The sequence below is a fragment of the Rhizobium herbae genome, assembly GCF_017873135.1.
GTDB classification, from domain to species: Bacteria; Pseudomonadota; Alphaproteobacteria; order Rhizobiales; family Rhizobiaceae; genus Pararhizobium; species Pararhizobium herbae.
Window position 1 is genome coordinate 266,887 of record NZ_JAGGJV010000008.1, and the last position, 25,078, is coordinate 291,964.

General features: G+C 61.1%; 22 protein-coding genes. 4 read left to right on the forward strand and 18 right to left on the reverse strand.

Translation table 11 applies throughout. From position 1 onward, the window contains the following. Nucleotides 1-18: 18 nt before the first annotated feature. Nucleotides 19-702, forward strand: coding sequence for an ABC transporter ATP-binding protein (locus J2Z75_RS21865; RefSeq protein WP_209854957.1), 684 nt, complete (start codon nucleotides 19-21; stop codon nucleotides 700-702). 17 nt (nucleotides 703-719) lie between these two features. Here J2Z75_RS21865 and J2Z75_RS21870 read toward each other — a convergent pair whose 3' ends face one another. Continuing rightward, the gene (locus J2Z75_RS21870) at nucleotides 720-1,187 is read right to left on the reverse strand and encodes a DUF5680 domain-containing protein (RefSeq protein WP_209854889.1); all 468 of its coding nucleotides are present in this window, start codon (nucleotides 1,185-1,187) and stop codon (nucleotides 720-722) included. 79 nt (nucleotides 1,188-1,266) lie between these two features. Further along, on the reverse strand, nucleotides 1,267-1,848 hold the full coding sequence (locus J2Z75_RS21875) for a hypothetical protein (RefSeq protein ID WP_209854890.1): 582 nt from the start codon (nucleotides 1,846-1,848) through the stop codon (nucleotides 1,267-1,269). Nucleotides 1,849-2,310: 462 nt separating this feature from the next. Between J2Z75_RS21875 and dnaE the strand changes: the two genes are divergently transcribed. Further along, entirely contained in the window at nucleotides 2,311-5,817 is a 3,507-nt protein-coding gene (gene dnaE, locus J2Z75_RS21880) for a DNA polymerase III subunit alpha (RefSeq protein ID WP_209854891.1), read from the forward strand. 7 nt (nucleotides 5,818-5,824) lie between these two features. Here the strand turns inward: dnaE and J2Z75_RS21885 are convergent, their stop codons facing one another. The 5 genes from J2Z75_RS21885 to J2Z75_RS21905 form a co-directional block, all read right to left on the reverse strand. Beyond that, complete coding sequence (locus J2Z75_RS21885) at nucleotides 5,825-7,051, reverse strand: L,D-transpeptidase family protein (RefSeq protein WP_209854958.1); 1,227 nt, start codon at nucleotides 7,049-7,051, stop codon at nucleotides 5,825-5,827. Between the two features lie 120 nt (nucleotides 7,052-7,171). Beyond that, nucleotides 7,172-8,461 carry a DNA polymerase IV gene (locus J2Z75_RS21890; RefSeq protein WP_209854892.1) on the reverse strand — a complete coding sequence of 430 codons (1,290 nt, stop codon included), beginning with the start codon at nucleotides 8,459-8,461 and terminating at the stop codon, nucleotides 7,172-7,174. An 86-nt stretch (nucleotides 8,462-8,547) separates the two neighbouring features. Further along, complete coding sequence (locus tag J2Z75_RS21895) at nucleotides 8,548-8,868, reverse strand: hypothetical protein (protein ID WP_209854893.1); 321 nt, start codon at nucleotides 8,866-8,868, stop codon at nucleotides 8,548-8,550. 18 nt (nucleotides 8,869-8,886) lie between these two features. Beyond that, nucleotides 8,887-9,534: a hypothetical protein gene (locus J2Z75_RS21900; RefSeq protein ID WP_407692802.1), complete on the reverse strand. Its 648-nt coding sequence runs from the start codon at nucleotides 9,532-9,534 to the stop codon at nucleotides 8,887-8,889. Beyond that, nucleotides 9,531-9,803, reverse strand: a complete 273-nt coding sequence (locus J2Z75_RS21905) for a DUF3572 domain-containing protein (RefSeq protein ID WP_209854895.1) — start codon at nucleotides 9,801-9,803, stop codon at nucleotides 9,531-9,533. The genes J2Z75_RS21900 and J2Z75_RS21905 overlap by 4 nt, the downstream gene beginning before the upstream one ends. A 166-nt stretch (nucleotides 9,804-9,969) precedes the next feature. Here J2Z75_RS21905 and J2Z75_RS21910 point away from each other — a divergent pair, with 166 nt between their 5' ends. Further along, nucleotides 9,970-10,341 (forward strand): response regulator, encoded by a 372-nt coding sequence (locus tag J2Z75_RS21910; RefSeq protein ID WP_003547430.1) that lies wholly within the window; start codon nucleotides 9,970-9,972, stop codon nucleotides 10,339-10,341. Between the two features lie 116 nt (nucleotides 10,342-10,457). Beyond that, nucleotides 10,458-11,825, forward strand: a complete 1,368-nt coding sequence (locus J2Z75_RS21915; RefSeq protein ID WP_209854896.1) for a PleD family two-component system response regulator — start codon at nucleotides 10,458-10,460, stop codon at nucleotides 11,823-11,825. A 783-nt stretch (nucleotides 11,826-12,608) separates the two neighbouring features. Here the strand turns inward: J2Z75_RS21915 and rpmG are convergent. From rpmG to J2Z75_RS21970, 11 genes are all read right to left on the reverse strand, one after another. Further along, nucleotides 12,609-12,776, reverse strand: a complete 168-nt coding sequence (gene rpmG, locus J2Z75_RS21920) for a 50S ribosomal protein L33 (protein WP_209854897.1) — start codon at nucleotides 12,774-12,776, stop codon at nucleotides 12,609-12,611. A gap of 94 nt (nucleotides 12,777-12,870) precedes the next feature. Further along, entirely contained in the window at nucleotides 12,871-14,055 is a 1,185-nt protein-coding gene (locus tag J2Z75_RS21925) for an MFS transporter (protein ID WP_209854898.1), read from the reverse strand. 13 nt (nucleotides 14,056-14,068) lie between these two features. Continuing rightward, nucleotides 14,069-14,689 (reverse strand): NUDIX hydrolase, encoded by a 621-nt coding sequence (locus tag J2Z75_RS21930; RefSeq protein ID WP_234937487.1) that lies wholly within the window; start codon nucleotides 14,687-14,689, stop codon nucleotides 14,069-14,071. An 86-nt stretch (nucleotides 14,690-14,775) separates the two neighbouring features. Continuing rightward, nucleotides 14,776-15,237 carry a DUF983 domain-containing protein gene (locus J2Z75_RS21935; RefSeq protein WP_209854900.1) on the reverse strand — a complete coding sequence of 154 codons (462 nt, stop codon included), beginning with the start codon at nucleotides 15,235-15,237 and terminating at the stop codon, nucleotides 14,776-14,778. Between the two features lie 43 nt (nucleotides 15,238-15,280). Next, complete coding sequence (gene rnr, locus J2Z75_RS21940) at nucleotides 15,281-17,656, reverse strand: ribonuclease R (protein ID WP_209854901.1); 2,376 nt, start codon at nucleotides 17,654-17,656, stop codon at nucleotides 15,281-15,283. 2 nt (nucleotides 17,657-17,658) lie between these two features. Next, nucleotides 17,659-20,337, reverse strand: a complete 2,679-nt coding sequence (topA, locus tag J2Z75_RS21945) for a type I DNA topoisomerase (RefSeq protein ID WP_209854902.1) — start codon at nucleotides 20,335-20,337, stop codon at nucleotides 17,659-17,661. A gap of 280 nt (nucleotides 20,338-20,617) precedes the next feature. Further along, entirely contained in the window at nucleotides 20,618-21,769 is a 1,152-nt protein-coding gene (gene dprA, locus J2Z75_RS21950; protein ID WP_209854903.1) for a DNA-processing protein DprA, read from the reverse strand. Between the two features lie 7 nt (nucleotides 21,770-21,776). After that, complete coding sequence (plsY, locus tag J2Z75_RS21955) at nucleotides 21,777-22,391, reverse strand: glycerol-3-phosphate 1-O-acyltransferase PlsY (protein ID WP_209854904.1); 615 nt, start codon at nucleotides 22,389-22,391, stop codon at nucleotides 21,777-21,779. 42 nt (nucleotides 22,392-22,433) lie between these two features. Beyond that, nucleotides 22,434-22,694: a DUF7660 family protein gene (locus J2Z75_RS21960; protein ID WP_209854905.1), complete on the reverse strand. Its 261-nt coding sequence runs from the start codon at nucleotides 22,692-22,694 to the stop codon at nucleotides 22,434-22,436. Beyond that, nucleotides 22,695-23,993, reverse strand: coding sequence for a dihydroorotase (locus tag J2Z75_RS21965; protein WP_209854906.1), 1,299 nt, complete (start codon nucleotides 23,991-23,993; stop codon nucleotides 22,695-22,697). After that, nucleotides 23,990-24,931, reverse strand: coding sequence for an aspartate carbamoyltransferase catalytic subunit (locus J2Z75_RS21970; RefSeq protein ID WP_113005646.1), 942 nt, complete (start codon nucleotides 24,929-24,931; stop codon nucleotides 23,990-23,992). The genes J2Z75_RS21965 and J2Z75_RS21970 overlap by 4 nt, the downstream gene beginning before the upstream one ends. Nucleotides 24,932-25,078: the final 147 nt, after the last annotated feature.

The following is a 25,078-nucleotide window of genomic DNA, read 5'->3' on the forward strand; positions in this document are numbered from 1 at the left end:
TTAAGGATGACTGACACGATGAATGCGCGCGTGGCACTGCAGCTTTCCGGCGTCGAACGTTACTACAGCCAGGGCGAAGAAACCCTGTCGATCCTCAAAGGCGCCGATTTTTCGCTGCACGGCGGCCAGACCGTGGCGCTTGTCGCTCCGTCAGGCACCGGCAAGTCGACGCTGCTGCATCTGGCAGGGCTGCTCGAGCGGCCGGATGGCGGCGAAGTGCTGATCAATGGTCAATCCTGCGGAACATTGGGTGACCAGGAGCGCACGGCCATCCGCCGCAACGAGATCGGCTTCGTCTATCAGGCCCATCATCTGCTGCCGGAGTTCACGGCGATCGAAAACATCATGATGCCGCAGCTGATCGCCGGCCTCAACAAGGCCGAAGCGCGCGAACGCGCAGCCGCATTGCTCGACTACATGCGCATCGGCCACCGCGCCGAGCATCGCCCCTCGGAGTTGTCAGGCGGCGAGCAGCAACGGGTCGCCATCGCCAGGGCGGTTGCCAACGCGCCGCTGGTGCTGCTGGCCGACGAGCCGACGGGCAACCTCGATCCGGAAACCGCGGGCTATGTGTTCGAGGCGCTGGAGGCGTTGGTGCGCCAGTCCGGCCTTGCGGCCATGATCGCCACGCACAATTACGAGCTGGCCTCGCGCATGGACCGCCGCGTCACCATCGAAGGCGGTAAGGTCGTCGAGTTGTAACCGGACTGGCTCATGGATCACGGACGGATAAGACCGCCGCGATAGTCCAGCTCATAGGCCCCAAGCCCATCGACAATAATAACCTCCCGCCCGCGAAAATGTGCGGTGTCTCCGTCGCTTGCGTCCAGATAGAGGCCATGGTCGTGGTCGTATCGCAACCCGCCCAGAAACCGGCCTTGCTGCATATACATGCTGGCCAAGGCCGCTTGAATGACCGTCCCCGCCCGGACTGAATCGATCAAATCCGGAAGGATGATCCGTCCAAAATAGTTCATAGCCCAGATCGGCGTGCCCGCATTCCAGACGACTTCCTGCCCGGCAAAATCCGTTCCCCCGAAATAGCTGTCGAGATAGGACCATCCGTCGCGCGCATGTCCGATGTCATGCGAGGCTTGCCGGCAGGAGGGCAGGGCCGTGCCGCCGCCGACATAGGTCTTTGCCTTGGCCTCGACGATGAAGGCCGTCAGCTGGTCGATATCTCGCATGCCGCCACTCTCCCCGACTGAAGCAGAAGGATGGCGCGAGACGCTGCTCTTGTAAAGAACAAAAGATGAACGTTGAAGGCTATTGTTCCTGACAGACTTTCTGACCTGTTTCGTCGTTCCAGTCCTTGAGGAAAATCATCTTTCCCGCGACCGCGACAGGCTTGTCGTTGAGTTTGCCCTTGCCGGTGAGGACATTGAAGTCGCAATTCGTGGTGTTGTCCGGGTCAAGTGTGTCGTAGGACGTGTAGGTATATCCGGCCACCACGAAGTCGAAGTTGCGATAGGCGACGGTCAGCTTCTGCTCCCAGCGATCGCGGCCAACGGCGTCATTGTGAGAGGTGATCAGGATCGAACCGTTCGGTAGCGCCGCGATCGAGGGAGCCCGTCCGGCCATGGTCAGGTCTCCCCATATCTTGTTGGTCGCCACAGTCTTTAGTTTCAGCCGCTCGGTATCGCCGTCATTGAGGTAGATATACACAGCATGATCCTCATCGCTGCCCTCGGCGGCGGCCACCAGCATGGCGAGATCCATGCTGCCGTCCTTGTCCCAATCGCCCGTGGCCGCGAACACGATGCGGTCCGGATCGATGGCTTCGGCGGCCTGCGCCGTGCTTGCGCAAAAGCCAATGAACGCCGTCATGACGGCCAGCGATATCTTCATGTTTCATTCCCCGATTGCCCTTGGCACCAAACTAGTCGGCCGGCCGGCATGCGTCCAGATGGCGTCGCTGTGGAGAAAGGCGTGGATTGAAAGTGTTTACCATCCCGGCAGCACCCGATCGCAAGATTTGCAGTTGCTGCTTGACGCGTGAACATAAATAGAACATTATAAGAACATAACGGAAAAGGAGCCTGCCAATGACCGACTTTATTCGTGATCTCGCTGCTTTCACCTCCATCGCCATGTTCGTCGCCAGCCTCTCGATTATCGTCATTGGAATGTGAAGAGGGTTCAAGCCTTCGAACATCGTGGCCGGATTCTTCATTTCACGGAAGCCGAACCGGTTCGGGCTGTGGACAATCCGGGACCCGCATGAAAATGCCGTCGGACGGCGGATGAAATCTGGACATCTGCGGACGGAAACAGGATATCCTCGGGCCTTCACGGGAATCGGGGTGTGCGATGGCGGATGCTGTAAACGACAAGCGGTTGGATAGCGGCGTCCCGGGCGAAACGTCTCCCCGGTTTGTTCATCTTCGCGTTCATTCGGCTTTCTCGCTGCTTGAGGGCGCCCTGCCGATCAAGAAGATCATCGGCAAGGCCGTGTCCGACGGGCAGCCTGCGATCGGCATTGCCGACACCAACAACCTGTTTGCCGCGCTCGAATTCTCGCAGAAATGCATGGACGATGGTTTGCAGCCCTTGATCGGCTGCCAGCTGTCGATCGACATGGAGGATGAAGGCGAGGGCGAAAAACGCGGTCATGCCCAGCATCTGGCCAAGCTTCCGGCGATCGTGCTGATCGCCGCCACGGACGAGGGATACGTCCGTCTCGTCGATATCGTCAGCCGCGCCTATCTGGACGGCGAGGGCAACCAGTCCGTCCGCATCGCGCTGTCCTGGCTGCGCGACGGCGGAACGAACGGCTTGATTGCGCTGACCGGCGCCTCGGGCGGACCGGTCGACATGCCGTTGAAATCCGGACATCCGGGGCTCGCCGAAACGCGCCTCAAAACACTGGCTGCGCTGTTTGGCGACCGGCTCTATGTCGAACTTCAGCGTCATGGAAAATACGATCGGCGCCACGAAAACCGGATCGTCGATCTCGCCTACAAGCTCGACCTGCCGATCGTGGCGACCAACGAGCCGTTCTTCCCGTCGCCGGCCGAATTCGAGGCGCATGACGCGCTGATGGCGGTCGCCCACAATGCGATGGTGTCGGACGACAGCCGCTTCCGCCTGACGCCGGACCATTACCTGAAAAGCCGCAAGGACATGGCGGCGCTGTTTGCCGATCTGCCGGAGGCGCTCGACAACACGCTCGAGATCGCCAGGCGCTGCTCCTTCGTCCTGAAGACGCGCGCCCCGATCCTGCCGCGGTTTACCGGCGCTTCGGATGATCCGAAGGAGGCTGAGCGCGCCGAGGAGATCGAGCTGCGCCGTCAGGCGGTCGAAGGTCTCGACGACAGGCTGCGCACGCTCGGGATGTCGCCTGGCTATACGGAGACCGATTATCGCGAACGGCTGGATTTCGAGCTCAGCGTCATCGAGAAGATGAAATTTCCGGGCTACTTCCTGATCGTTGCCGACTTCATCAAATGGGCAAAGCAGCAGGATATTCCGGTCGGCCCTGGCCGTGGGTCGGGTGCGGGCTCGCTGGTCGCCTATGCGCTGACCATCACCGACGTCGATCCCTTGCGGTTTTCGCTGCTGTTCGAACGTTTCCTCAATCCCGACCGCGTCTCGATGCCCGACTTCGACATCGACTTCTGCCAGGACCGGCGCGAAGAAGTGATCCGCTACGTGCAGCGCAAGTATGGCCGCGAGCAGGTGGCGCAGATCATCACCTTCGGATCGCTGCAGGCGCGCGCAGCACTGCGCGACGTCGGCCGCGTTCTCGAAATGCCCTATGGTCAGGTCGACAAGATCTGCAAGATGGTGCCGAACAATCCGGCCAATCCGACGACACTTGCCAAGGCGATCGAGGAAGAGCCGCGGTTCCAGGAAGAGGTCGACAAGGAGCCGGTGATCGGTCGCCTTCTGGACATTGCCCAGAAGATCGAAGGTCTCTACCGCCACGCCTCGACCCATGCCGCCGGCATCGTCATCGGCGACCGGCCGCTGTCGCAGCTGGTGCCGATGTACCGCGATCCGCGCTCGGATATGCCCGTCACCCAGTTCAACATGAAGTGGGTCGAGCAGGCCGGTCTCGTCAAGTTCGACTTCCTCGGCCTGAAAACGCTCACCGTGCTCAAGGTCGCCGTCGATTTCATCAAGAAACGCAATATCGAGGTCAGGCTCGAAGCCCTGCCGCTCGATGATCAGAAAACCTACGAGATGCTGTCCAAGGGCGACACGGTTGGCGTGTTCCAGGTGGAAAGTGCCGGCATGCGCAAAGCGCTGATCGGCATGCGGCCGGACTGCATCGAGGATATCATCGCGCTGGTGGCGCTCTATCGCCCCGGCCCGATGGAAAACATCCCGGTGTACAATGCTCGCAAGCATGGCGAGGAAGAGATCGAGTCGATCCATCCGAAGATCGATTACCTGCTGAAGGAAACACAAGGGGTTATCGTCTACCAGGAACAGGTGATGCAGATCGCCCAGGTCCTGTCGGGCTATTCGCTCGGCGAAGCCGATCTTCTGCGCCGCGCCATGGGCAAGAAGATCAAGGAGGAGATGGACAAGCAGCGCGCCCGTTTCGTCACCGGCGCCGTCGACAACGGCGTCTCGAAGCCGCAGTCCGATCTGATCTTCGACCTTCTGGCCAAGTTCGCCAACTACGGCTTCAACAAGTCGCATGCCGCCGCCTACGCCATCGTTTCCTACCAGACCGCCTATCTGAAGGCGCATTTCCCGGTCGAGTTCCTGGCAGCGTCGATGACGCTCGATATGTCGAATACCGACAAGATCAACGATTTCCGCCAGGATGCGATGCGGCTCGACATCGAGGTCATCCCGCCGTCGGTCCAGACCTCGTTCCGGCGCTTCGAGACAGGCGACAACCGCATCTACTATTCGCTCTCGGCCATCAAGGGCGTCGGCGAGGCGGCGGTCGATCACATCGTCGAGATGCGTGGCGACGAGCCCTTCGCCAATCTCGAGGATTTCTGCCTGCGGATCGATCCGAAGCTCTTGAACCGGCGCGTCTTCGAAAGCCTGATCTGCGCCGGCGCCTTCGATTGCTTCGGCTACGACCGGGCAGAGCTTGTCGGCGGTCTCGACCGCATCCTCGGTTTCGCGCAGATCGCCCAGGCCAACAAAATCAGCGGTCAGAGCGACATGTTCGGGGCGGGCGCCGCGACGGGGCCGGAGCGGATCAGCCTGCCGGCCTATTCGCCGTGGCTGGCATCGGAAAAGCTGCACCGCGAGTTCCAGGTTCTCGGCTTCTATCTCTCCGCCCATCCGCTCGACACCTACAACGACCTGCTGGCAAAGATCCGCGTCCAGACCTTCGCCGATTTTGCGGCATCCGTGAAAAAGGGCGCGGCGGCGGGACGACTGGCGGGAACGGTGACCTCGAAACAGGAGCGCAAGACCCGCACCGGCAACAAGATGGGCATCATTGCCTTTTCCGATTCCACCGGCCAGTTCGAGGCGGTGCTGTTTTCCGAGGCGCTCAACCAGTATCGCGATCTGCTGGAGCCTGGAAAATCGCTGGTGATGACGGTGCAGGCCGAAGAGCGGCCGGAAGGCATCGGACTGCGCATTCAGACGCTGCAGTCGCTGGAAGAGCGGTCGCTCCAGATGCAGAAGGCGCTACGGGTCTATGTCCGCGACAGTGGCCCGTTGCGGTCGGTCGCCACGCATCTGAATACGCGCGGGGATGGTCTGGTGTCCTTCATCGTCATCAAGGACAACGGCCAGCGGGAGATCGAGGTGGAGCTGAACGAGAAATACCGCATCTCACCGGAAATTGCGGCGGCGCTGCGAACAGCACCCGGCGTCATCGACGTCGAACTGGTGTAATTCGGGTTCAGGATTTCGGCTTGGTGTGGGTAATCGTCACGAAGTCCGTGCCGTCGCCGGTTTCCTGTCCAAGCCCCATGTCGGAGATGGTTAGCGACGAGCCCTCGGCCAGAAGACCGTCGATCCGCTGGCGCGCGTCATCGGGAATGGTGATGCGGCTCATGCTGCGTTGCGCGGCATTGAACGCCGTCGCATCTTCTTCCACGGTAATGCCCAGCCGTTTCTTCATCCCGCCGGGTAGGGCATTGTCGAGCGTGACAGTGAACCACTCGCCCTTGCCGGTCGAAGCATCGATGTTCTGGAACTGGAAGAAATGCGTGCCGAGCGCGATCTCCGGCTTGTCGATCACCACGGGCGTTTCGAACAGCGGCGTAAAATCGCGGCGAACGAGAAGCTGGCCGTTTGGCGGCTTGCCCTTGCCTGCCTTGAGATAGAGCGCTTCCACGAAAGCAGGCGTTATCTTGCCGTCGACAGGCAGTTTTTCCGCCGTCTGAAAGGCCCTGACGGCCTCCACGGTTTGCGTACCGGCGTAACCATCGGGAATGCCTGCGGCATAACCCAGTTGATTGAGCAGCGCCTGGATATCGAGCGTGATCTCGCGCTGGCCGCGATGGGTGATCAGCATGCGGATCGGCGGTTCTTTTTCGGTCTCGACGGGCGCAGTCTTGGCCGCATCGGGCTCGATCGTGGCGACTTCGACGGATTTCGCGTCAACCTGCGAGACGCTCGGCCGCAACGTCGCGTCCGAAAGCAGCGCGGGCTCTTGGGCTGCCGGCTGGAAAAGGAAGGGGTCGGAGATGGCGACCGGCGTCAGCTGGCGGTCGGAGATCAGCACATGCAGGCCGCGACCGGTCATCTTGAACAGTTGCTTGGCGAAATCATCGGGCAAACGCACGCAGCCGTGCGACGCCGGATAGCTTGGAACATGATTGGAGGCATGCAGCGCGATGCCAGACCAGGTCAGCCGCTGCATGAAGGGCATCGGCGCATTCGAATAGATGTTCGACTTGTGGAAGCGGCGTTTCTCCAGAATGGAAAAGATGCCGGTCGGCGTCGAGTGACCGGCTTTCCCCGACGAGATATTGGACGTCGCAACGACAGTGTCACCATCGTAGACCACCAGTGATTGCTGGTCCTTGGAAACGATTATCTGCAGAGGAGCCTGCTCGCCGGCCGCAAAAGCGGTGCTGGCAGACAGGGTGAGGGCGAAGCCGATACCGAAGGCAAGACGCAAAACCATAGGAACATCCGGACACAAGAAACCAAGGATGAGCCTAGCTTGAGAGATTTAAAGAAGCTTTGCTGTTTCGCGCGGAACACATCAACGTGAAGCCGGCTACTTTCGCCCATCCTTCTACTTTCGCCCGCCCTTGCCGAAAGTGTAGCCGGTCTCGACCGACGCCTTGCCGAACTTGTCGCGCAACGTATTGATTGCCGCTTCCGCAGCCGCACGGCGCGTCGCCTGCGTATCGACGAGATCCGGCGGATCGGCAAGATCGGGAGCGGAAAGGTCGGAGACGCCGATGCCGATCAGGCGGAATTTCGTCCCGTCGGTTTCCTTGTCGAGAAGCTGCATGCCGGTGCGGAAGATGCGGTCGGCAAGCCGGGTCGGGCTGTCGAGACGGCGGTTGCGCGTCCGGCTCTTGAAATCGGCGGTCTTCAGCTTCAGCACGACGGTCTGCCCGGCGATATCGGCCTTGCGCAGGCGGTGCGCCACCTGCTCGCTCAAGCGGCGCAGATGCGTCACCAGGTCGTCGTAGTCACAGAGATCGTCGTTGAAGGTCGTTTCCGAAGAGACGCTCTTGGCTTCGCCATCGATATCCACGGTACGCTCGTCCTGCCCGCGCGACAGGCGGTAGAGGCGCTGGCCCATCGTGCCGTAGCGCTTCATCAGGTCGGTTTCTTCCATCGTCTGCAGCTGGCCTATGGTGCGGATACCATCGCGCTCCAGGGTTGCCGAAAAGGCTTTGCCGACGCCCCAGATCATCGTGACTGGCCTGTCTTTGAGAAAATCCAGCGCCTCGGCCGCGCCGATGACGGAAAAGCCGCGCGGCTTCTGCAGGTCGGAGGCGACCTTGGCGAGGAACTTGCAGTAGGACAGGCCGACCGAAACGGTGATGCCGATCTCCTGTTCGACGCGGCGGGCGAATTTTGCCAGGGTCCGGGCAGGGGGATCGTGGTGCAGGCGCTCGGTGCCTTTCAGCTCGAGAAAGGCTTCATCAATCGACAGCGGCTGCACCAGCGGCGTCAGCTCCTGCATCAGCATGCGCACCTGGCGGCCGACCCGCACATATTTCTCCATGTCCGGCTTGATGACAACAGCCTGCGGACAGGCCTCCAGCGCCTTGAACATCGGCATCGCGGAGCGGACGCCATGGATGCGGGCGATGTAGCAGCAGGTGGAGACAACGCCGCGCTTGCCGCCGCCGATGATCACCGGCTTGTCGGCCAGCTCCGGATTGTCGCGCTTCTCGACGGACGCATAGAAGGCGTCGCAGTCGATATGGGCAAGGGTCAGTTGATAGAGTTCGGCGTGATACAGCAGGCGCGGGCTGCCGCAGGCCCGGCAACGGCGCATGCCGGCCGGCTGGCCCGTCAGGCAGTCTCGGCAAAAACCCGGAAATTGCTGCGCGTCTGTTTGCATCGATCAGAACAAAAGTTGAACATTTTCACGATACGCCCTAAGCTGCCGAGTCTCAAGGCAGGTGCCGTGAGATGGGATATATAGTTTTAGATCGGGCGGGCTTGGGCATAAGCATTCACGGCGGAGCAAAGTTTATTGAACCTTTCAACGAGCTGCTCGATTTCATCTATCCGTTCGATGTGCTCCCAGACGAGCTGTTCTCCGTCGGAGTCGATGATCTCGTAATCCGCAAAGCCGCCCTGATAATATGTAATCCGGCCCAAATGGTCTGCGAGTATGACATCAACATAAGAGCCACTCTCGTGAACAACATCTGCAAATTCAACGAAGCCGCTGCCGACGAGCACAACGCTCGAGCTTCTGCTTCTTATTGCATCGATAAATTCCACGACCGTGGGGTGGGGCATATTCGACTCCCATGTCTTTTACCGCAGGATATGTGTGCGGATAAGCGCGGCTGCGTCCGTCCAGCTGTCCGCTTTCAGAATGCCATCGCCCGGATCCGGCGCCATCGCCCGGAATTGCGCGTTCGCCATCAGGTTGACCAGCAGGCACTCCGGCGCGTGGGTGCGCACCGATTGCAGATTGCGCAGGATATCGTCGATGAACACCAGAGGCACGGTGCGGGCGTCATGCAGGCGCTTGATGATCGGGCCTTTGGGTTCTTCGCTGGCCAGCAGCGGGTAGTGAAGGCCATGCCGGTCGAGCAGTGCCCGCCTGACGCCGGTGTGGCGCGGCGGCATGGCAGTGAGGAAAATGATGTCGGCATCCACGGAAAGCGAGGCCAGGGTGTCGACAACGCGATCGGCCGGCGTCTGCCATGCGTCCTGGAGCGTAAAGAACTCCTCGAGAAAATCCGTTGTCATCTGGTCCGCCACCGGTTCGCCGCTGTCCAGCCGCACGACGTTTCCATGCAGCCGGAACGATCGCGGCAGCAGATCACAACCGGACGAGCGCAGGAAGTCGCGGAAAGGCGTGACGAATTCGAGCACCACCTCGTCGATGTCGCAGACGATCAGCGGCCGGTCGGACAAGTGGATATGGTTGAGGTCGAGCACATCCGTCACGGTCAGAAATCCCCGGGATTGTCCGGTCCCGACAGCATGGCATGCGCCCGCACGACATCTTCGGGCGGCGTGCAGGTCGCCTCGCAAAAGGCCAGCAGCGTGGGCTCATGGCCCATCAGGAAATCGACGATGCCGGCCAGAAAGCCCGGATCATTGACGGCATTGCGCAGGGAGGTGGGATCGGTACCGGTCAGCGCCAGAAACCGTCCGAGCAGTTCCGGCTCGTTTGCCAGCCATCCGAGGATAGCGATCGCTGTTTCTTCAGCCGGTGTCACAAGTATGAATCCTTATCGCAATCAGGTGATTTTTTCACTGAATATTACCTGTTTTTCAACCAAATAGCTTTAGCATCAAGCTTCCGGGAACAGTGAACCCGAGCGTGCCGCAACTTATAGGGATGCGGCGGGCTTGCAAGCTGGAACCGCAAAACAAGGGATCGAAATGCCCAAACAGGTGATGATTGTTGAAGACAACGAGCTGAATATGAAGCTCTTTCGTGACCTGATCGAGGCATCCGGTTACACGACCATCCAGACCCGTAATGGCATGGAAGCCCTTGATCTTGCGCGAAAACACCGCCCGGACCTGATTCTCATGGACATCCAGTTGCCGGAGGTTTCCGGGCTTGAGGTGACCAAGTGGCTGAAGGAAGACGACGAGCTGCATGTCATTCCGGTGATCGCAGTGACGGCATTCGCGATGAAGGGTGACGAAGAGCGGATCAGGCAGGGGGGCTGCGAGGCCTATGTGTCCAAGCCGATCTCGGTGCCGAAATTTATCGAGACCATCAAAACTTATTTGGGCGACGCATGACGCGGCGCTAAGGGCGACTGTAAAAACGTCGCTGTGAACCATGTTCTTGCGTTTGATACAAATTCGAGAGTTGAACACGCTCTCTGTTTCAGGCGCTCATTGGCAGGAAAGATTGCATGACTGCGCGTATTCTTGTCGTCGACGACATACCAGCCAACGTGAAGCTGCTCGAAGCGCGGCTCGTGGCCGAGTATTTCGACGTGCTGACAGCCGCCGACGGTTATGAGGCCCTGGCGATCTGCGAGAAACAGCCGGTCGATCTCATCCTGCTCGACATCATGATGCCGGGCATTAACGGGTTCGAGGTCTGCGAGCGCCTGAAGTCGAACCCACGCACTGCGCATATTCCCGTCGTCATGGTGACCGCGCTCGATCAGCCCTCCGACCGGGTGCGGGGCCTGAAGGCCGGTGCCGACGATTTCCTGACCAAGCCGGTCAACGACCTCCAGCTGATGTCGCGCGTCAAGAGCCTCGTGCGCCTGAAGAATGTCAGCGACGAACTGCGTCTTCGTGCCGAAACGGCCCATAGTGTCGGATTGCAGGATCTGACCGCCACGGACCGGCCGGACGAGTTCGGCAACGTTCTGCTGGTCGATGGCAGGGGCAGTTCGCAGGAGCGCATCGTCCGGGCGCTGAAGCCGATTGCCGACGTGACGGCGATGTCCGATCCGCAGGCAGCACTGTTCGAAGCCGCGGAAAGCAGCTTCGATCTCGTCATCGTCAATTCGAATTTTGACGACTACGATCCCTTGCGGCTCTGCTCGCAGTTGCGCTCGCTCGAGCGCACGCGCTACATTCCGCTCCTCATCATCGCCGAGCAGGGGCATGAGGAAATGATCGTGCGCGCGCTCGATCTGGGCGTCACCGACTATCTGATGCGGCCGGTCGATCCCAATGAACTGGTTGCCCGCAGCTTGACGCAGATCCGCCGCAAGCATTGCAACGACCGGCTGAGGGCGAGCGTCAAGCAGACCATCGAGCTTGCTGTCACGGATGGGCTGACCGGCCTGCACAATCGCCGCTATCTCGACAACCATCTGAAACTTCTGATCGATCGCGCCCTTGTCCGCGGGCGGCCGCTGTCGATCTGCATCACCGATATCGATCGCTTCAAGAGCGTCAACGATACCTATGGTCATGACGCCGGAGACGAGGTCCTGCGCGATTTCGCCCATCGTGTCCGCTCCACGGTGCGTGGTGCCGACCTTGCGTGCCGGTTTGGCGGCGAGGAGTTCGTCGTCGTGATGCCGGACACGCCAGCCGACGCAGCCGCTGCTATTGCCGAGCGCCTGCGCATGATCGTCGAGGACAGGGCTTTTACCCTCCCGAATTCCGAGACGCCTCTGTCGATAACGGCGTCCCTCGGTATCGCCACGCTCAACCCGGAGGGCGATACGCCGGAGGCTTTGCTGAAGCGCGCGGATACGGCATTGTATCAGGCCAAGAACAACGGCCGGAACCAGGTGGTCGCCGCAGCCGCGTGAACTGTCCTGGCATGAAACTCCGTCTTTTTTGTCGTTTTCCACAGAAAAACGAGAGCCGCGCGCTACAGTTGCTATTTATCTAGCGTAAAAAGTGTAAAATTAAACAATCGCGCCATGGTCGCAAACCAGGTCTGCGGTTTCCGTCGTGGAATCGGCAGGGGAAGTAGCTTATTGTGTCGCAATTAAAAATTGCGTAGCTAAAACAGCCTATTAAACGTATGGAAGTTCTTGCTTGAATCTGTCGCATTGCCAATTCGTCATTTTATAAAACAACAATATCACTTTCGAGAAACAGTCATCCGGGGAACAGTTCAACCTGAAGTCAGTGCTGATCGCATATGAGACAATGGTAAATTAACCATGTCTGGGTGTGGTTGCGCGCCTTGGTTAAGAATTCATTGATTTTTTTTTATTTTCGGTCAATTCTCATCAATAAGGGAGAAACAAACTCCCGCCAGTTACCCCATGATGTCAGGTCCGCCGCATCTCCTGGGTCGTGGGGTTTGTCGGCTGATTTGTAACCAATGCGGTTCCTCGTGCCGCGGTTGCGGTCAGCCGACGCCCATTAAAACGCTGTCCCTGTCATGGGGGCGGCGTTTTTGATTCCTGGCTTTGATTCCTGGCAATGGGAACTGACAAGGCTGGAAAGCGCCAAGGTGCAACAGTCGGCTTCGTCGGCCGGCATTGCCGTTTGGAACCGGCATGGCCGTTTGGAGTAGACCACAACAAAAAGGCGCCGGACTTTTCAGTCGGCGCCTTCGTATTTCAAAAGGGAACCAGATCTTACTTGATCTTGGTTTCCTTGAATTCGACGTGCTTGCGTACGACCGGGTCGTACTTCGTGAACGACAGCTTGTCGGTCTTGGTGCGGCTGTTCTTCGAAGTCACGTAGAAAGTACCTGTGTCGGCCGTCGACAGCAGCTTGATCTTGATTTTTGCAGCTTTCGCCATGGTCGTCCTGCCTTTATAAAAAAACAAAGCCGCGGACTTCCAAGGGAAGGGTCCCGGCAAACTTGGCGCGAAACTACAAATCGCGCCCGAAAAGTCAAGTCCGTTTTGGGTTTAAAACGATTCTCACTACGGAAAGTACCACATAAAGCCCGAAGAAACCGGCGATTGCCCAGGCAAAACCGTCATTGCCGGAGATATCCATCGCGGCGCCGATCGCTTGAGGCCCGGCGACTGTTCCGACCGCATAGGAGAAGATGAAGGCGGCATTGGCGGCCGCGAGATCGGCGCCCGTGAGGCGCGAGCCGAGATGGCTCAAGCCCACGGTATAAAGGCCGGAGACGCTTCCGCCCCAGAACAGCAGCACGATAGCCATCAGCCACCAGTTGCCCTGCAGCAGGGGCAGGCAGAGGGCGCCGATCAATCCGACGACGGTCATCAGCGCGAGAAGATTGCGCCGGTCCTTCATGCGGTCGGACAGCATGCCCAAGGGAATCTGGAAGATCACATTGCCGATGCCCATGACCGTCAAAAGCAGGGCTGCCTGCGATTCGGTGAAGCCGCTGCGGGTTCCATAGATCAGAAAGAGCGAGAGGCCACCCGATTCGACCGCGCCGAAAATGAATACGGCCGCAGTGGCGGTAGGCACCAGGAACACGTAGCGCATGAAATGCAGCTCCGGTTTCTCATCGAGCGCCGGGCTTTCGTTGCGGGCAAGGAAGATCGGGATAGCCGCCAGAAGGATGACGCTGGCGCCAAACGCGAACGGCAGGATGCCGTCGCTGCCGAGGATGGAGAAGAGCAGGGGCCCGGCCGCAAACCCCAGCGACAGCACGGTGCCATAGATGCCGAGAACGAGCCCGCGGCGGCTCGGTGGCGCCGTGGCGTTGATCCAGAACTCGGAGAGCACGAACAGCACCGTGATGGCGCCGTGGAAGACCACGCGGAGCGGAAACCACAGCCAGAAGTTCTCGATGTAATAGAAACCGAGTGCGCTCATTGCGGCAAAGAGGACGGCGAGCAGCATCGTGTTGGCGACGCCGTGCCGATGGGCGATTTTCGCAGTCACGGTGGCTGCCGCCATCGAGGCAAGGCCCGCCATCGCCGAGTTTAGGCCGATCATCGTGGAGGAAATGCCGCGCTTTTCCATGATGATGCTGAGCAGCGGCAGACCGAGACCGATCGCGATGCCAACCGCCGTGATGGCGGCAATGGCGGCAATCAGCGATGGCCAGTGTATCTCCTCAACCGGCGCTGGCGTGCCGGACGGCGGCTGTGACATGCAATGAAATTCCTTAAAGGAGGTCGCGGACAAATCGTCCATGACGCGTGTAATAGAACGGCACCGGCCGTCCAAAGGGCAAAGACGCATCGGATTCAAGGCTTGCCCTCAAATCGCCGAGGATAATCCCGGTTATGTCCGGCATCCGTACCGCCGAAGCATCGTTCACATCAATCCACCTCAAATCTTCGAGCTCCCGGCTGTCACGGATATCGCCCGGCTCTACGCCCGCCTCGTCTGTGAAAACAGCGAAGAAGTGGGTGTCGAACCGGCGCGGATATCCCGGAGGGGTAATCGCCCGTGCCATATAGCGCAAGTTTGTCAGATCGGGAAGGAAAGGTAACGCTGTGTTTCCGCAGTCTTTGGCGCCAATCGCGATACTTGCCTCTTCGTGCAGTTCGCGAAGGGCGGCAAGCGCGAAGGCGCGAAGCCGGCTTTCGGAGGCGCGCTGACCGTAGCCGGTTTTCAGGCGCTCCAGCACGGCCGGGTGGATATCGCCGCTCCAGGGAAGTTTGTGGTCGTCCCTGTCCCGGCGCCCGCCGGGAAATACGTGCAGGTCCGGCATGAAGACATGCGCCTTGTTGCGCTTGCCGACCAGCACGCGAACACAGTCCTGCGAGCGGTCGAGCAGCATGATCGACGCAGCGTCGCGGGGCCGGGGCGGTCGAGGTTTTTGTACCCCTGGAAGCGGGGTGCGGGCCGGCACGTCGCTGGTACCCGTCACGCAGTACGGTCCGTCGCGGGCAAAACGTCTTCCGGCTTGTCGTCCTGGTCGCCGAAGCCATGCATCCGCAGTGCCCATTGCAGGCCGATGACGCCGCCCTTGACGGGCTGCAGCAGCCCGAGCGAGCCAAGGATGGTAACCGGCACCCAGATGGCGAGATGCCCCCAGTTGGACAATGGCAGGATCATCTCCGTCATCATGAAACCGCCGAGAACCAGATGGCCCATGATCGTCACGACGATATAGGGTGGAAAATCGTCGGCGCTGTGCCGGTCGAGATGTTCACCGCAGGACGAGCATGCTTCGACGGATTTCAGGAATCGACCGAAGAGCCTGCCGTCACCGCAGGCAGGGCAACGGTTCAAAAGCCCGCGTTTGATCGAGCGCCATACCGGACGGTCGCCCCGGTGCGTCTGCTCGAAGCGGATTGTCTCCGGATTGCTGCCAGTTGCCTGCATGTCCATATCCTCAACTCTGCGGACGCAGGTAAGCCCGCGTCCTCTATCGCCTGCCGCGCGGTGGCCGCGTTCCGGGAATCTTGCGAGCGCCGCCATGATCCCGGCGTCCGGACTTGTGGAACGACCGCGTTGCCGTCGGCATCTTGCGCCCTTCGCTGATCATTTCGAAGCGGAGCGCGCCGGCAAGCGGCACGGCTTCCACCAGTTTGACGCGGATCTGGTCGCCCAGGCGATAACCAAGCCCGGTCTTTTCACCGGACAGGGCCTGATGGGCCTCGTCATAGATGAAATAGTCGCGGCCCAGCGTAGATATAGGTACGAAACCGTCCGCACCATAGGCCGGAAGGGTGACAAATAGTCCTGCCTTGGTGACGCCCGATACGCGTCCGTCGAATTCCTCGTTGACGCGGCCGCTCAGGTGATGGGCGATCAGCCGGTCGACGGTATCGCGTTCGGCGGCCATCGCCCGGCGCTCGAAGGTGGAAATCTCCGCTGCAATATCGTTGAGCGCGGCTTCTTCGGCCGGCGTGATGCCGCCTTCGCCAAGGCCGAGTGTTCCGACCAGCGCGCGGTGCACGATCAGGTCGGCGTAGCGGCGGATCGGCGAGGTGAAATGCGCGTATTTCATCAGGTTGAGGCCGAAATGGCCGATGTTTTCCGGGCTGTAGATCGCCTGGCTCTGCGAGCGCAGCACCATCTCGTTGACCATGGTCTCGTAGGGCTGGTCCACAGCCTTCGACAGGATGCCGTTAAAGTGGTTGGAACGAAGATTGCCGCCCTTGACGAGCGAGAGGTCGAGCGTGGCGAGAAACTCGCGCAGCGTTTCCTGCTTGGCCAGCGATGGCGCATCATGGACGCGGTAGACCAGCGGCTGGCGCTTGATCTCCAGCGTCTCGGCGGCGGCGACGTTCGCCTGGATCATCATCTCCTCGATCAGCTTGTGGGCATCGAGGCGATCCGGCACGAAGACCCGGTCGACGGTGCCGTCTGGCTTCAGGACGATCTTGCGCTCGGGCATGTTGAGTTCGAGCGGCTGACGACGCTCGCGGCCGCGAGTGAGGGTCGCATAGGCGTCCCACAGCGGCTTCAGGATCGGCTCCAGCAGCGGCCCGGTCTGATCGTCCGGATTACCGTCGATCGCGGCCTGCGCCTGATTGTAGGAGAGCTTGGCGGCACTCCGCATCATGATGCGATGGAAGGTGTGGCCTGCCTTGCGGCCTTCCTTCGAAAAGCGCATGCGCACGGCAAGAGCCGGGCGGTCGACACCCTGCTTCAGCGAGCAGAGTTCGTTGGAAATCCGCTCCGGCAGCATCGGCACGACGCGGTCGGGGAAATAGACGGAATTGCCGCGTTTCAGCGCTTCCTGGTCGAGCGCCGATTTCGGCCGGACATACCAGGAGACGTCGGCAATGGCGACGGTGACGATCACGCCGCCCTCATTGTCGGGGGAGGGATCGGGCTCGGCATGCACGGCGTCGTCATGGTCCTTGGCGTCGGCCGGATCGATGGTGATCAGCGGCAGCGAGCGCCAGTCCTCGCGGTGCGACATGGTCGCAGGCCCTGCGGCGTCCGCTTCCTTGATGACGCTGTCGGGAAAGATATAGGGAATGCCATGGGCGTGGATGGCGATCATCGAGATCGCCTTTTCGGTGGCGACCGAGCCGATGACGGATTTGACCGCCGCGCGCGGCAGGCCGAACCGGCCGGAGCGGACGATCTCGACTTCGACGAGATCCCCATCCTTGGCCGGCCCCTGATGCTCGGCATCGACCTGCATCTCCTCGCCGCGCTTCTCGATCGGCATGATCCGGCCGCCGCCATCCGCGGATGCGCGGAAGACGCCGAGGGCGGCGTTGTTGTTGCGCTTGCGGTCGAGAACCTTGATGATCCGCGCCGTATAGGCCGGGCCGCCGCGATCCTTGGCCGGGAAGATCTTGGCCAGCACCCGGTCGCCGATGCCGCCGACGGGCATCTTGCCCTTGGACTGACCGACGCTCGACTGGCGAATCGACACGGCGGGTGCCACGCCCGCATCGTCGGGCCATTCGGCCGGCCTGCCGATCAGTTCGCCGTCCTTGTCGCGGGTGGTGATGTCGAGAACGGTGACGGGGGGAAGGGCGCCGGGGCGCACCAGTGAATTGCGCTTCTTTTCCAGAAGCCCGTCCTGTTCCATCTCGCGCAGCAGGGCCTTCAGCTCGATACGCGTTTCACCCTTCAGGCCGAAAGCCTTGTAGATCTCGCGTTTCGAGGCCTTGTCCGGATTTTCCGAAATGAAGCGCATCAGCACGTCGCGCGGCGGCACGGCCCCGTGAATGATCACGGTATCGTCTGCCGATGGGATGGCCTTCTTGCCCGCGCGTCCGATCCGGACTGCGGGTTTACCGGGCCGTTCGGGTCGATCGCGTGGGGTTCTGGTCACGTTCAGGCCTTCTTGGCTTTTGCTGCTGCCTTTGGCTTGGCAGCCGTCTTCGGTTTGGCTGCCGCTTTCGGCTTTGCCGATTTGGCTGCCGCGGTGCCTTCTGCTTTTGCAGTCTTCGGCTTTGCAGCCTTAGTCGCCTTGCCCTTGGCCGGCTTGATACCGCCCTTGGCAATGCGCTCGGCAATCAGCAGGAGCGATTCCTCAAGCGTCACCGACGCCGGATCCTTGCCCTTGGGCAGGGTCGCATTGACCTTGCCCCAGTTGACGTATGGACCGTACTTGCCGTCGCGCACGGTGATCGCGCCACCGTCCGGATGGTCGCCGACCTCCTTGAGGGCCGCGGCCGCTGCACCCCGTCCGCCCGGTCCCTTGGCTGCCTTGTCGGCAAGCACGGAGACGGCGCGGTTGAGACCGATCGAGAACACGTCCTCAATGCTTTCGACATTGGCATATTTACCGTCATGCAGGATGAACGGCCCGTAGCGGCCAAGGCCGGACGAGATCATCTTGCCACTTTCCGGATGCGCGCCAATATCGCGCGGCAGCGACAGAAGCGCCAAAGCCTTCTCGTGGTCGATGCTTGCCGGCGCCCAGCCCTTGGGCAGGCTCGAGCGCTTGGCTTCCTTGCCGTCGCCACGCTGGACATAGGGACCGAAACGGCCGGAGCGCAGGGTAATTTCCTCGCTCGTATGCGGATCCTTGCCGAGCGCCAGCGGCTCGTTGCTGACGCCAGCTTCGCCGTTTACCGCTTCCGCGCCGAACGGCCGCGTATACTTGCATTCCGGATAGTTGGAGCAGCCGATGAACGCGCCGTTGCGGCCGAGCTTCAACGACAGCTTGCCTGTACCGCAGACCTGGCAGGTGCGCGGATCGCTGCCGTCCTCGCGCTTCGGGAAGACCAGCGGTGCCAGTTCCTCGTTCAGCGCATCGAGAACATTGGTGACGCGCAGTTCCTTGGTGTCTTCGATCTGGGCGAAGAAATCCTTCCAGAAATCGCGAAGAACGTCCTTCCAGTTCAATTCACCGGCGGATATCTGGTCGAGCTTTTCTTCCAGCGATGCAGTGAAGTCATATTCCACATAGCGTGTGAAAAAGCTTTCGAGGAAGGCGGTGACTAGACGGCCCTTGGCTTCAGGGATCAGCTTACGCTTGTCCATGACGACATATTCCCGGTCGCTGAGCGTCTTCAGCGTCGCCGCGTAGGTGGAGGGACGGCCGATGCCAAGCTCTTCCATCTTCTTGATCAGCGTTGCTTCCGAATACCGCGGCGGCGGCTCGGTGAAGTGCTGGGTCGAATTGATCTTCTGCTTGGCGAGGTTTTCGCGCGCATTGATCTCGGGCAGGCGACCATCCTCGTCGTCGCCATCGCTCTGCTCGCCATCTTCCTTGGTATCGGTATAGGCAGCAATGAAGCCGTCGAAACGGATGACCGAACCGACAGCGCGCAGACCGGCTTTTTCGCCCTTGTTGTCGGCGATGATTTCCGCGGTGGTGCGCTCGATTTCGGCCGATGCCATCTGGCTGGCAATGCCGCGCTTCCAGATCAGGTCGTAGAGGCGCAGCTGGTCGGCATCGAGGAAACGCTTCACCTGATCAGGCGTGCGGGTGAAATCGGTCGGCCGCACGGCTTCGTGGGCTTCCTGGGCATTCTTGGCCTTGGTCGAGTAGAGGCGCGGCTTGTCGGGCACGTAGCGGCTGCCAAACTGGTCGCCGATGGCGCTGCGCGCGGCGTCGATTGCTTCGGCTGCCATCTGCACGCCGTCGGTACGCATATAGGTAATGAGACCGACGGTTTCGCCGCCGAGATCCACGCCTTCATAGAGTTTCTGGGCAACCTGCATGGTACGGGAGGCGGAAAACCCGAGCTTGGAGGATGCGGCCTGCTGCAGCGTCGAGGTGGTGAAGGGCGGCGACGGGTTGCGCTTGACGGGCTTCGCTTCGATGCTTTCGACCGTATAGGCAGCACCATCCAGCAGAGCCTTCAGCTTGCCGGCGTCTTCGCCATTGGTGACGCCCCGGGGCGGTAGGCGCTTGCCATCGGCGGAGACCAGGCGGGCCTCGAATTCATCGCCGCGCGGCGTCTTCAGCAGCGCGGAGAGGTTCCAGTATTCTTCCGAAACGAAGCGTTCGATCTCGGCTTCCCGGTCGCAGACGAGGCGAAGGGCAACGGACTGCACGCGGCCGGCCGAGCGGGCGCCGGGCAGCTTGCGCCACAGGACCGGCGACAGGTTGAAGCCGACGAGATAGTCGAGCGCCCGGCGCGCCAGATAGGCGTCGACCAGCGGCACGTCGATGTCGCGCGGATTGGCCATCGCGTCGAGCACGGCCTTCTTGGTGATGGCGTTGAAGACGACGCGGCTTACTGGCTTGTCGCCGATCAGCTTCTTCTTCTTCAACAGATCGAGCACGTGCCAGGAAATCGCTTCTCCCTCGCGATCCGGGTCGGTCGCGAGAATGAGGCCATCGGCGCTCTTGAGTGCGTCGCCGATGTCCTTCATGCGCTTGGCGGACGCGGTATCGACTTCCCAGAGCATGGCAAAGTCGTCGTCCGGAAGGACGGAACCATCCTTGGCCGGCAAGTCGCGGACGTGACCGAAGGAGGCCAGCACCTTGTAGCCTGGGCCCAGATACTTGTTGATGGTCTTCGCCTTTGCGGGCGATTCCACGACGACGACATTCATGGTCATATTCTCAAAGCAACCGTTCAAAGCTGTGCCAGGCCGGGGAGAGGCGGCACATTGGGAGATATCGATGCCCCGACATGGACAGGGATTCGTCTGCGGTCAAGTGCCGGACCGAAAATAAGCCCGCACGGCGCAATGCAATCTATAAGGGGTATCGTGTTGAATGCAATTCAGGATGGACGTGTTATTGCCTTTGAAGGATCGTTGCCGCGCGTGGGAAAGAGGCAGAAAAGACCTTTGTCGATACCGGCGATATCTTGTCGGGTGACGCCGGCAGTCATTCTCCGCTGCTGAGGGAAACAAGGCCGCCGGCATGCCGGTGCAGCCGTCCGGCGAGATCCAGTTCCAGAAGGAGAAGGTAGACGGCCGATGCGGAAAGTCCGGTATGCCGGATGATGTCGTCGATCTCGACAGGTGTAGGCCCGAGCGCATCGGTGATCCGTACGCGATCCCTCTCATTCGGCGGTGCCTCCGTCGTCCCGGCGTCATGTTCGCCCGGTTCCTCCACCCGTGGCGGCGTGAAGAGATCGATACGGCTGAGCGGGGCCAGCGCCTGCAGGATATCCTGCGGCTCCGTCGTCACGATTGCTCCGTCCTTCAAAAGTCCGTTGGTGCCGTGACAGCGCGGATCGAGCGGCGAGCCGGGCACCGCAAAGACCAGCCGGCCGAAATCGGCCGCGTAGCGCGCCGTGATCAGCGAGCCGGAGCGGGCGGCAGCTTCGACGACGGCAAGCCCGAGGCTGACGCCGGCGATCAGCCGGTTGCGGCGTGGAAAATCGCGGGCGCGCGGTTCCCAGCCGAACGGCATTTCGCTGATCGCCAGGCCGTTGCCCTCGGTGATCTCCTCCAGCAGGCCGACATTTTCCGGCGGATAGGGTTGGTCAAGGCCACCGGCGAGCGCGGCGATCGTTCCTGTGCCAAGGCTGGCGCGGTGCGCCGCCGTGTCGATGCCGCGCGCAAGCCCCGATATGATGGAGTAGCCCGCATGGCCGACGTCGCGCGCAATCATGGCGGCGAATTTCGTGCCGCTGATCGAGGCATTGCGCGAGCCGACGATACCGAGCGAGGGGACAGTGCCGAGGGCGGGATTGCCCTTGACGGCCAGCAGCGGCGGTGCGCCGTCGATCTGGCGCAGGGCAGGCGGATAGCCGGGTTCGCCGATGCCGAGGAAGCGGGCGCCGAAATGATGGGCGCTCGCAAGTTCCTTCTCCGCTTCCGCGACGGATGCGATGCGGATCGCGCGGGTGGAGCCGCCGCGGCGGGAAAGCTCGGGCAGCAGTTCGATCGCTGTCTCGGCCGAGCCGAATTGATTGATGAGATCGCGGAAGGTTGCAGGCCCGACATTGTCGCTGCGGATCAGTCTCAGCCAGGCAATCCTCTGTCGTTCCGTCAGCGCAATCCCGTTTCGTCCTGCGCCGGCGTTCGACATGCTTGTCCTATCCCTTTTCCCCGATCCGGCCTTCCGTGCCGGCCAAAAGCCGCTGGATGTTGGCCCTGTGCTTGATCCAGGTGATGATGCTCATCACCACGAAGAGCAGGCCGACTTTGCCGTATCCCGCTGCCAACAGTACAACCGGAACGACAAGCGTTGCAACCAGCGCCGAGAGGGACGAATAACGGGTGAGCTTGGCCATCGCCAGCCAGACTGCCGCGAACACGAGAACGATGACGGGGGCGAGCCCCAGCAGCACGCCGATATAGGTCGCAATGCCCTTGCCGCCCTTGAAACCGAGCCAGACGGGGTAGAGGTGACCGAGGAAGGCGGCGAAACCAGCAACAATACCGGCCTCCATCCCCCAACGTGAAGCAATTGCCGCAGCGGCAGCTCCCTTCAAGGCATCGAGCAGCAGGGTGGCAGCGGCCAGTTTCTTGTTGCCGGTGCGCAGCACATTGGTCGCGCCGATATTGCCGGAGCCGATCGAGCGGATGTCACCGAGCCCGGCCATGCGGGTAAGGATGAGGCCAAAGGGGATCGAGCCCAGCAGATAGCCGAAAACCAGACAGCCAAGTGTCAGCGGCAGTGCGAGCTGCCAATCAGCTATATCTGTCATCTAATGCCCCTCCCGAAGCGACTACGAAATTACCGGATCTTTTTATTCATACGCTCGTGCGGCAAGCAACATGTCGGCAAACCTTCGCCAGTCCGGTTCGGTCAAATCGACTTTACCCATATTTTGGTAATATCCATCGCTGTCTTTGGTCCAAGCCAGCATCGCCTGCAGGAACTTGGCCAACGTGGCATTTTCCCACTCTTCGCCATTCTCGCGACAATCCTGAAGAAACGAACTCAGAAACGAAACAAATTCGTCCTTCGTCTTTATCTGTCGGCTTTGGTCGCTCCAGTCATCGATCATTCAAAGGGGCTGTCCAGAGTAAACCAGTTTGCCCGCAACATAAGTGGCCACTGCCCGGCCGGTAAAGCGGGCATTTTCGAACGGCGTGTTTTTCGAGCGGGAGACGATCGCTTCTTTTGCGTAAAGCCAGGGCTCGTCGAGATCGATCACGGTGATGTCGGCCTTGGCGCCCGGCTTCAGCGTGCCGGCATCGAGCCCGAAAATCTGCGCGGGCCGCGTCGACAGCGCATCGATCAGGCGCATCAGAGGCACGGTGCCGTTGTGATGCAGGCGCAGGGCGGCTGGAAGCAGCGTTTCCAGCCCGATCGCGCCATCGGCGGCGTCGGCAAACGGCAGGCGCTTGGTGTCGACGTCCTGCGGATCGTGCGACGAGACGATGATGTCGATGGTGCCGTCGGCCAGCGCCTGGGTCATCGCCACCCGGTCGTCTTCGCCGCGCAACGGCGGCGAGAGCTTGAAGAAGGTGCGGTATTCGCCGATGTCGTTTTCGTTGAGCGTCAGATGGTTGATCGAGATGCCGCAGGTGACGTTGGCGCCGCGCTTGCGGGCGGTGGCAATGGCCTCGGCCGATTCGGGCAGCGAGATTTTCGCGGCATGATAGGCGGCCTTGGTCAGCCCGGCGATACGCAGGTCGCGCTCCAGCGGAATGATCTCGGCTTCGCGCGGCACGCCGGAGAGGCCGAGCCAACTGGCGAGCAATCCTTCGTTCATGACGCCGTCGGCGCCCAGATACCTGTCGCGGGTTTCGAGCGAAATGACTGCGCCGAATTCGCGGGCGTAGGTCATGGCACGGCGAAGGACGAGCGTGTCATGTACCGGGCGGCGGCCGTTGGTGAAGCAGACGGCACCGGCTTCGCGCAGCAGGCCGAACTCGGTCATCTCCTCGCCGTCGAGATGTTTGGTCAGCGCCGCCGCCGGATAGACATTGATCAGCGCCTTGTCGCGCGCGGTCTTCTGGACGAACTGCACCAAGGCGATATCGTCTATCACCGGATCGGTGTCCGGCATGGTAATGATCGAGGTGACGCCGCCGGCAGCAGCAGCCCGCGAGGCGGATTCGATGGTTTCGCGATATTCGCCGCCGGGTTCGCCGACGAAGACGCGGGCATCGACCAGGCCGGGCACGGCGACGAGGCCGTTGCAGTCCTTGACGGTTGCACCTTCAGGCATGCCCTGGTTCTGCGCCGTCTTTCCGGCAGCCAGGATCACGCCGTTTTCGACGATGATGGTGCCGATCTCGTCGAGATTACGGGAGGGGTCGATGATGCGAAGGTTTTTCAGGACGAGGGAGTTGGTCATGCGCGCGGCCCCTGGTTCTGCGAAAGAAGAAGCGTTTCCATCACCGCCATCCGCACGGCGACCCCCATCTCGACCTGTTGCTCGATGACGCTCTGCGGTCCGTCGGCGATCTCGGAGGCGATCTCGACGCCGCGGTTCATCGGGCCGGGATGCATCACGAGCGCGTCTTCCTTGGCAGCCTTCAGCTTTTCGGCATCGAGCCCGTAATAGCGGAAATATTCGCGCACTGACGGCACGAAGGAGCCGGCCATGCGCTCGCGCTGCAGCCTGAGCATCATCACGACGTCGGCGTCCTTCAGGCCTTCCTCCATCGAGTGATAGACCTCGGCGCCCATGTCGGCGATGCCGGAAGGCAGCAGAGTGGCAGGTGCGACGACGCGGACGCGGGCGCCCATCTGGTTGAGGAGAAGGATGTTGGAGCGGGCGACACGCGAATGCAGCACGTCGCCGCAGATGGCGACGATGATGCGCGACAGCTTGCCCTTGGCGCGGCGGATGGTCAGCGCATCGAGCAGCGCCTGCGTCGGATGTTCATGCTGGCCGTCGCCGGCGTTGACGACGGAGCAGGAGACCTTTTGCGCGAGCAGTGCGGCGGCACCGGCGGAGGAGTGGCGCACGACCAGCACATCCGGATGCATCGCATTCAGCGTCATCGCCGTATCGATCAGCGTTTCGCCCTTCTTCACCGACGAATTGCTCACCGACATGTTCATCACGTCGGCGCCGAGGCGCTTGCCGGCAAGTTCGAAGGAGGATTGCGTCCGGGTCGAGGCTTCGAAGAACAGGTTGATCTGCGTCAGGCCGCGCAGCGTCGAGGTCTTCTTTTCTCTCTGGCGGGAAATCTTGACGGCTTCGTCGGCCCGGTCGAGCAGGAGCGTGATGTCCTGTTCCGTCAAGCCCTTGATGCCGAGCAGGTGGCGATGCGGAAAGAAATCCATGGGGAGCCGCCTCATTTTTTCAAAGTTGCGTGGGTCTATAATGACTGTAGCGTGAACCGGCAAGGCGGCGGTGGCCCAAACGAGGCACATCCCCATGCTTTTGTGGCGGCTTTACAGCCTTGCGCAAATTGTTGCGGGAAGCATCGT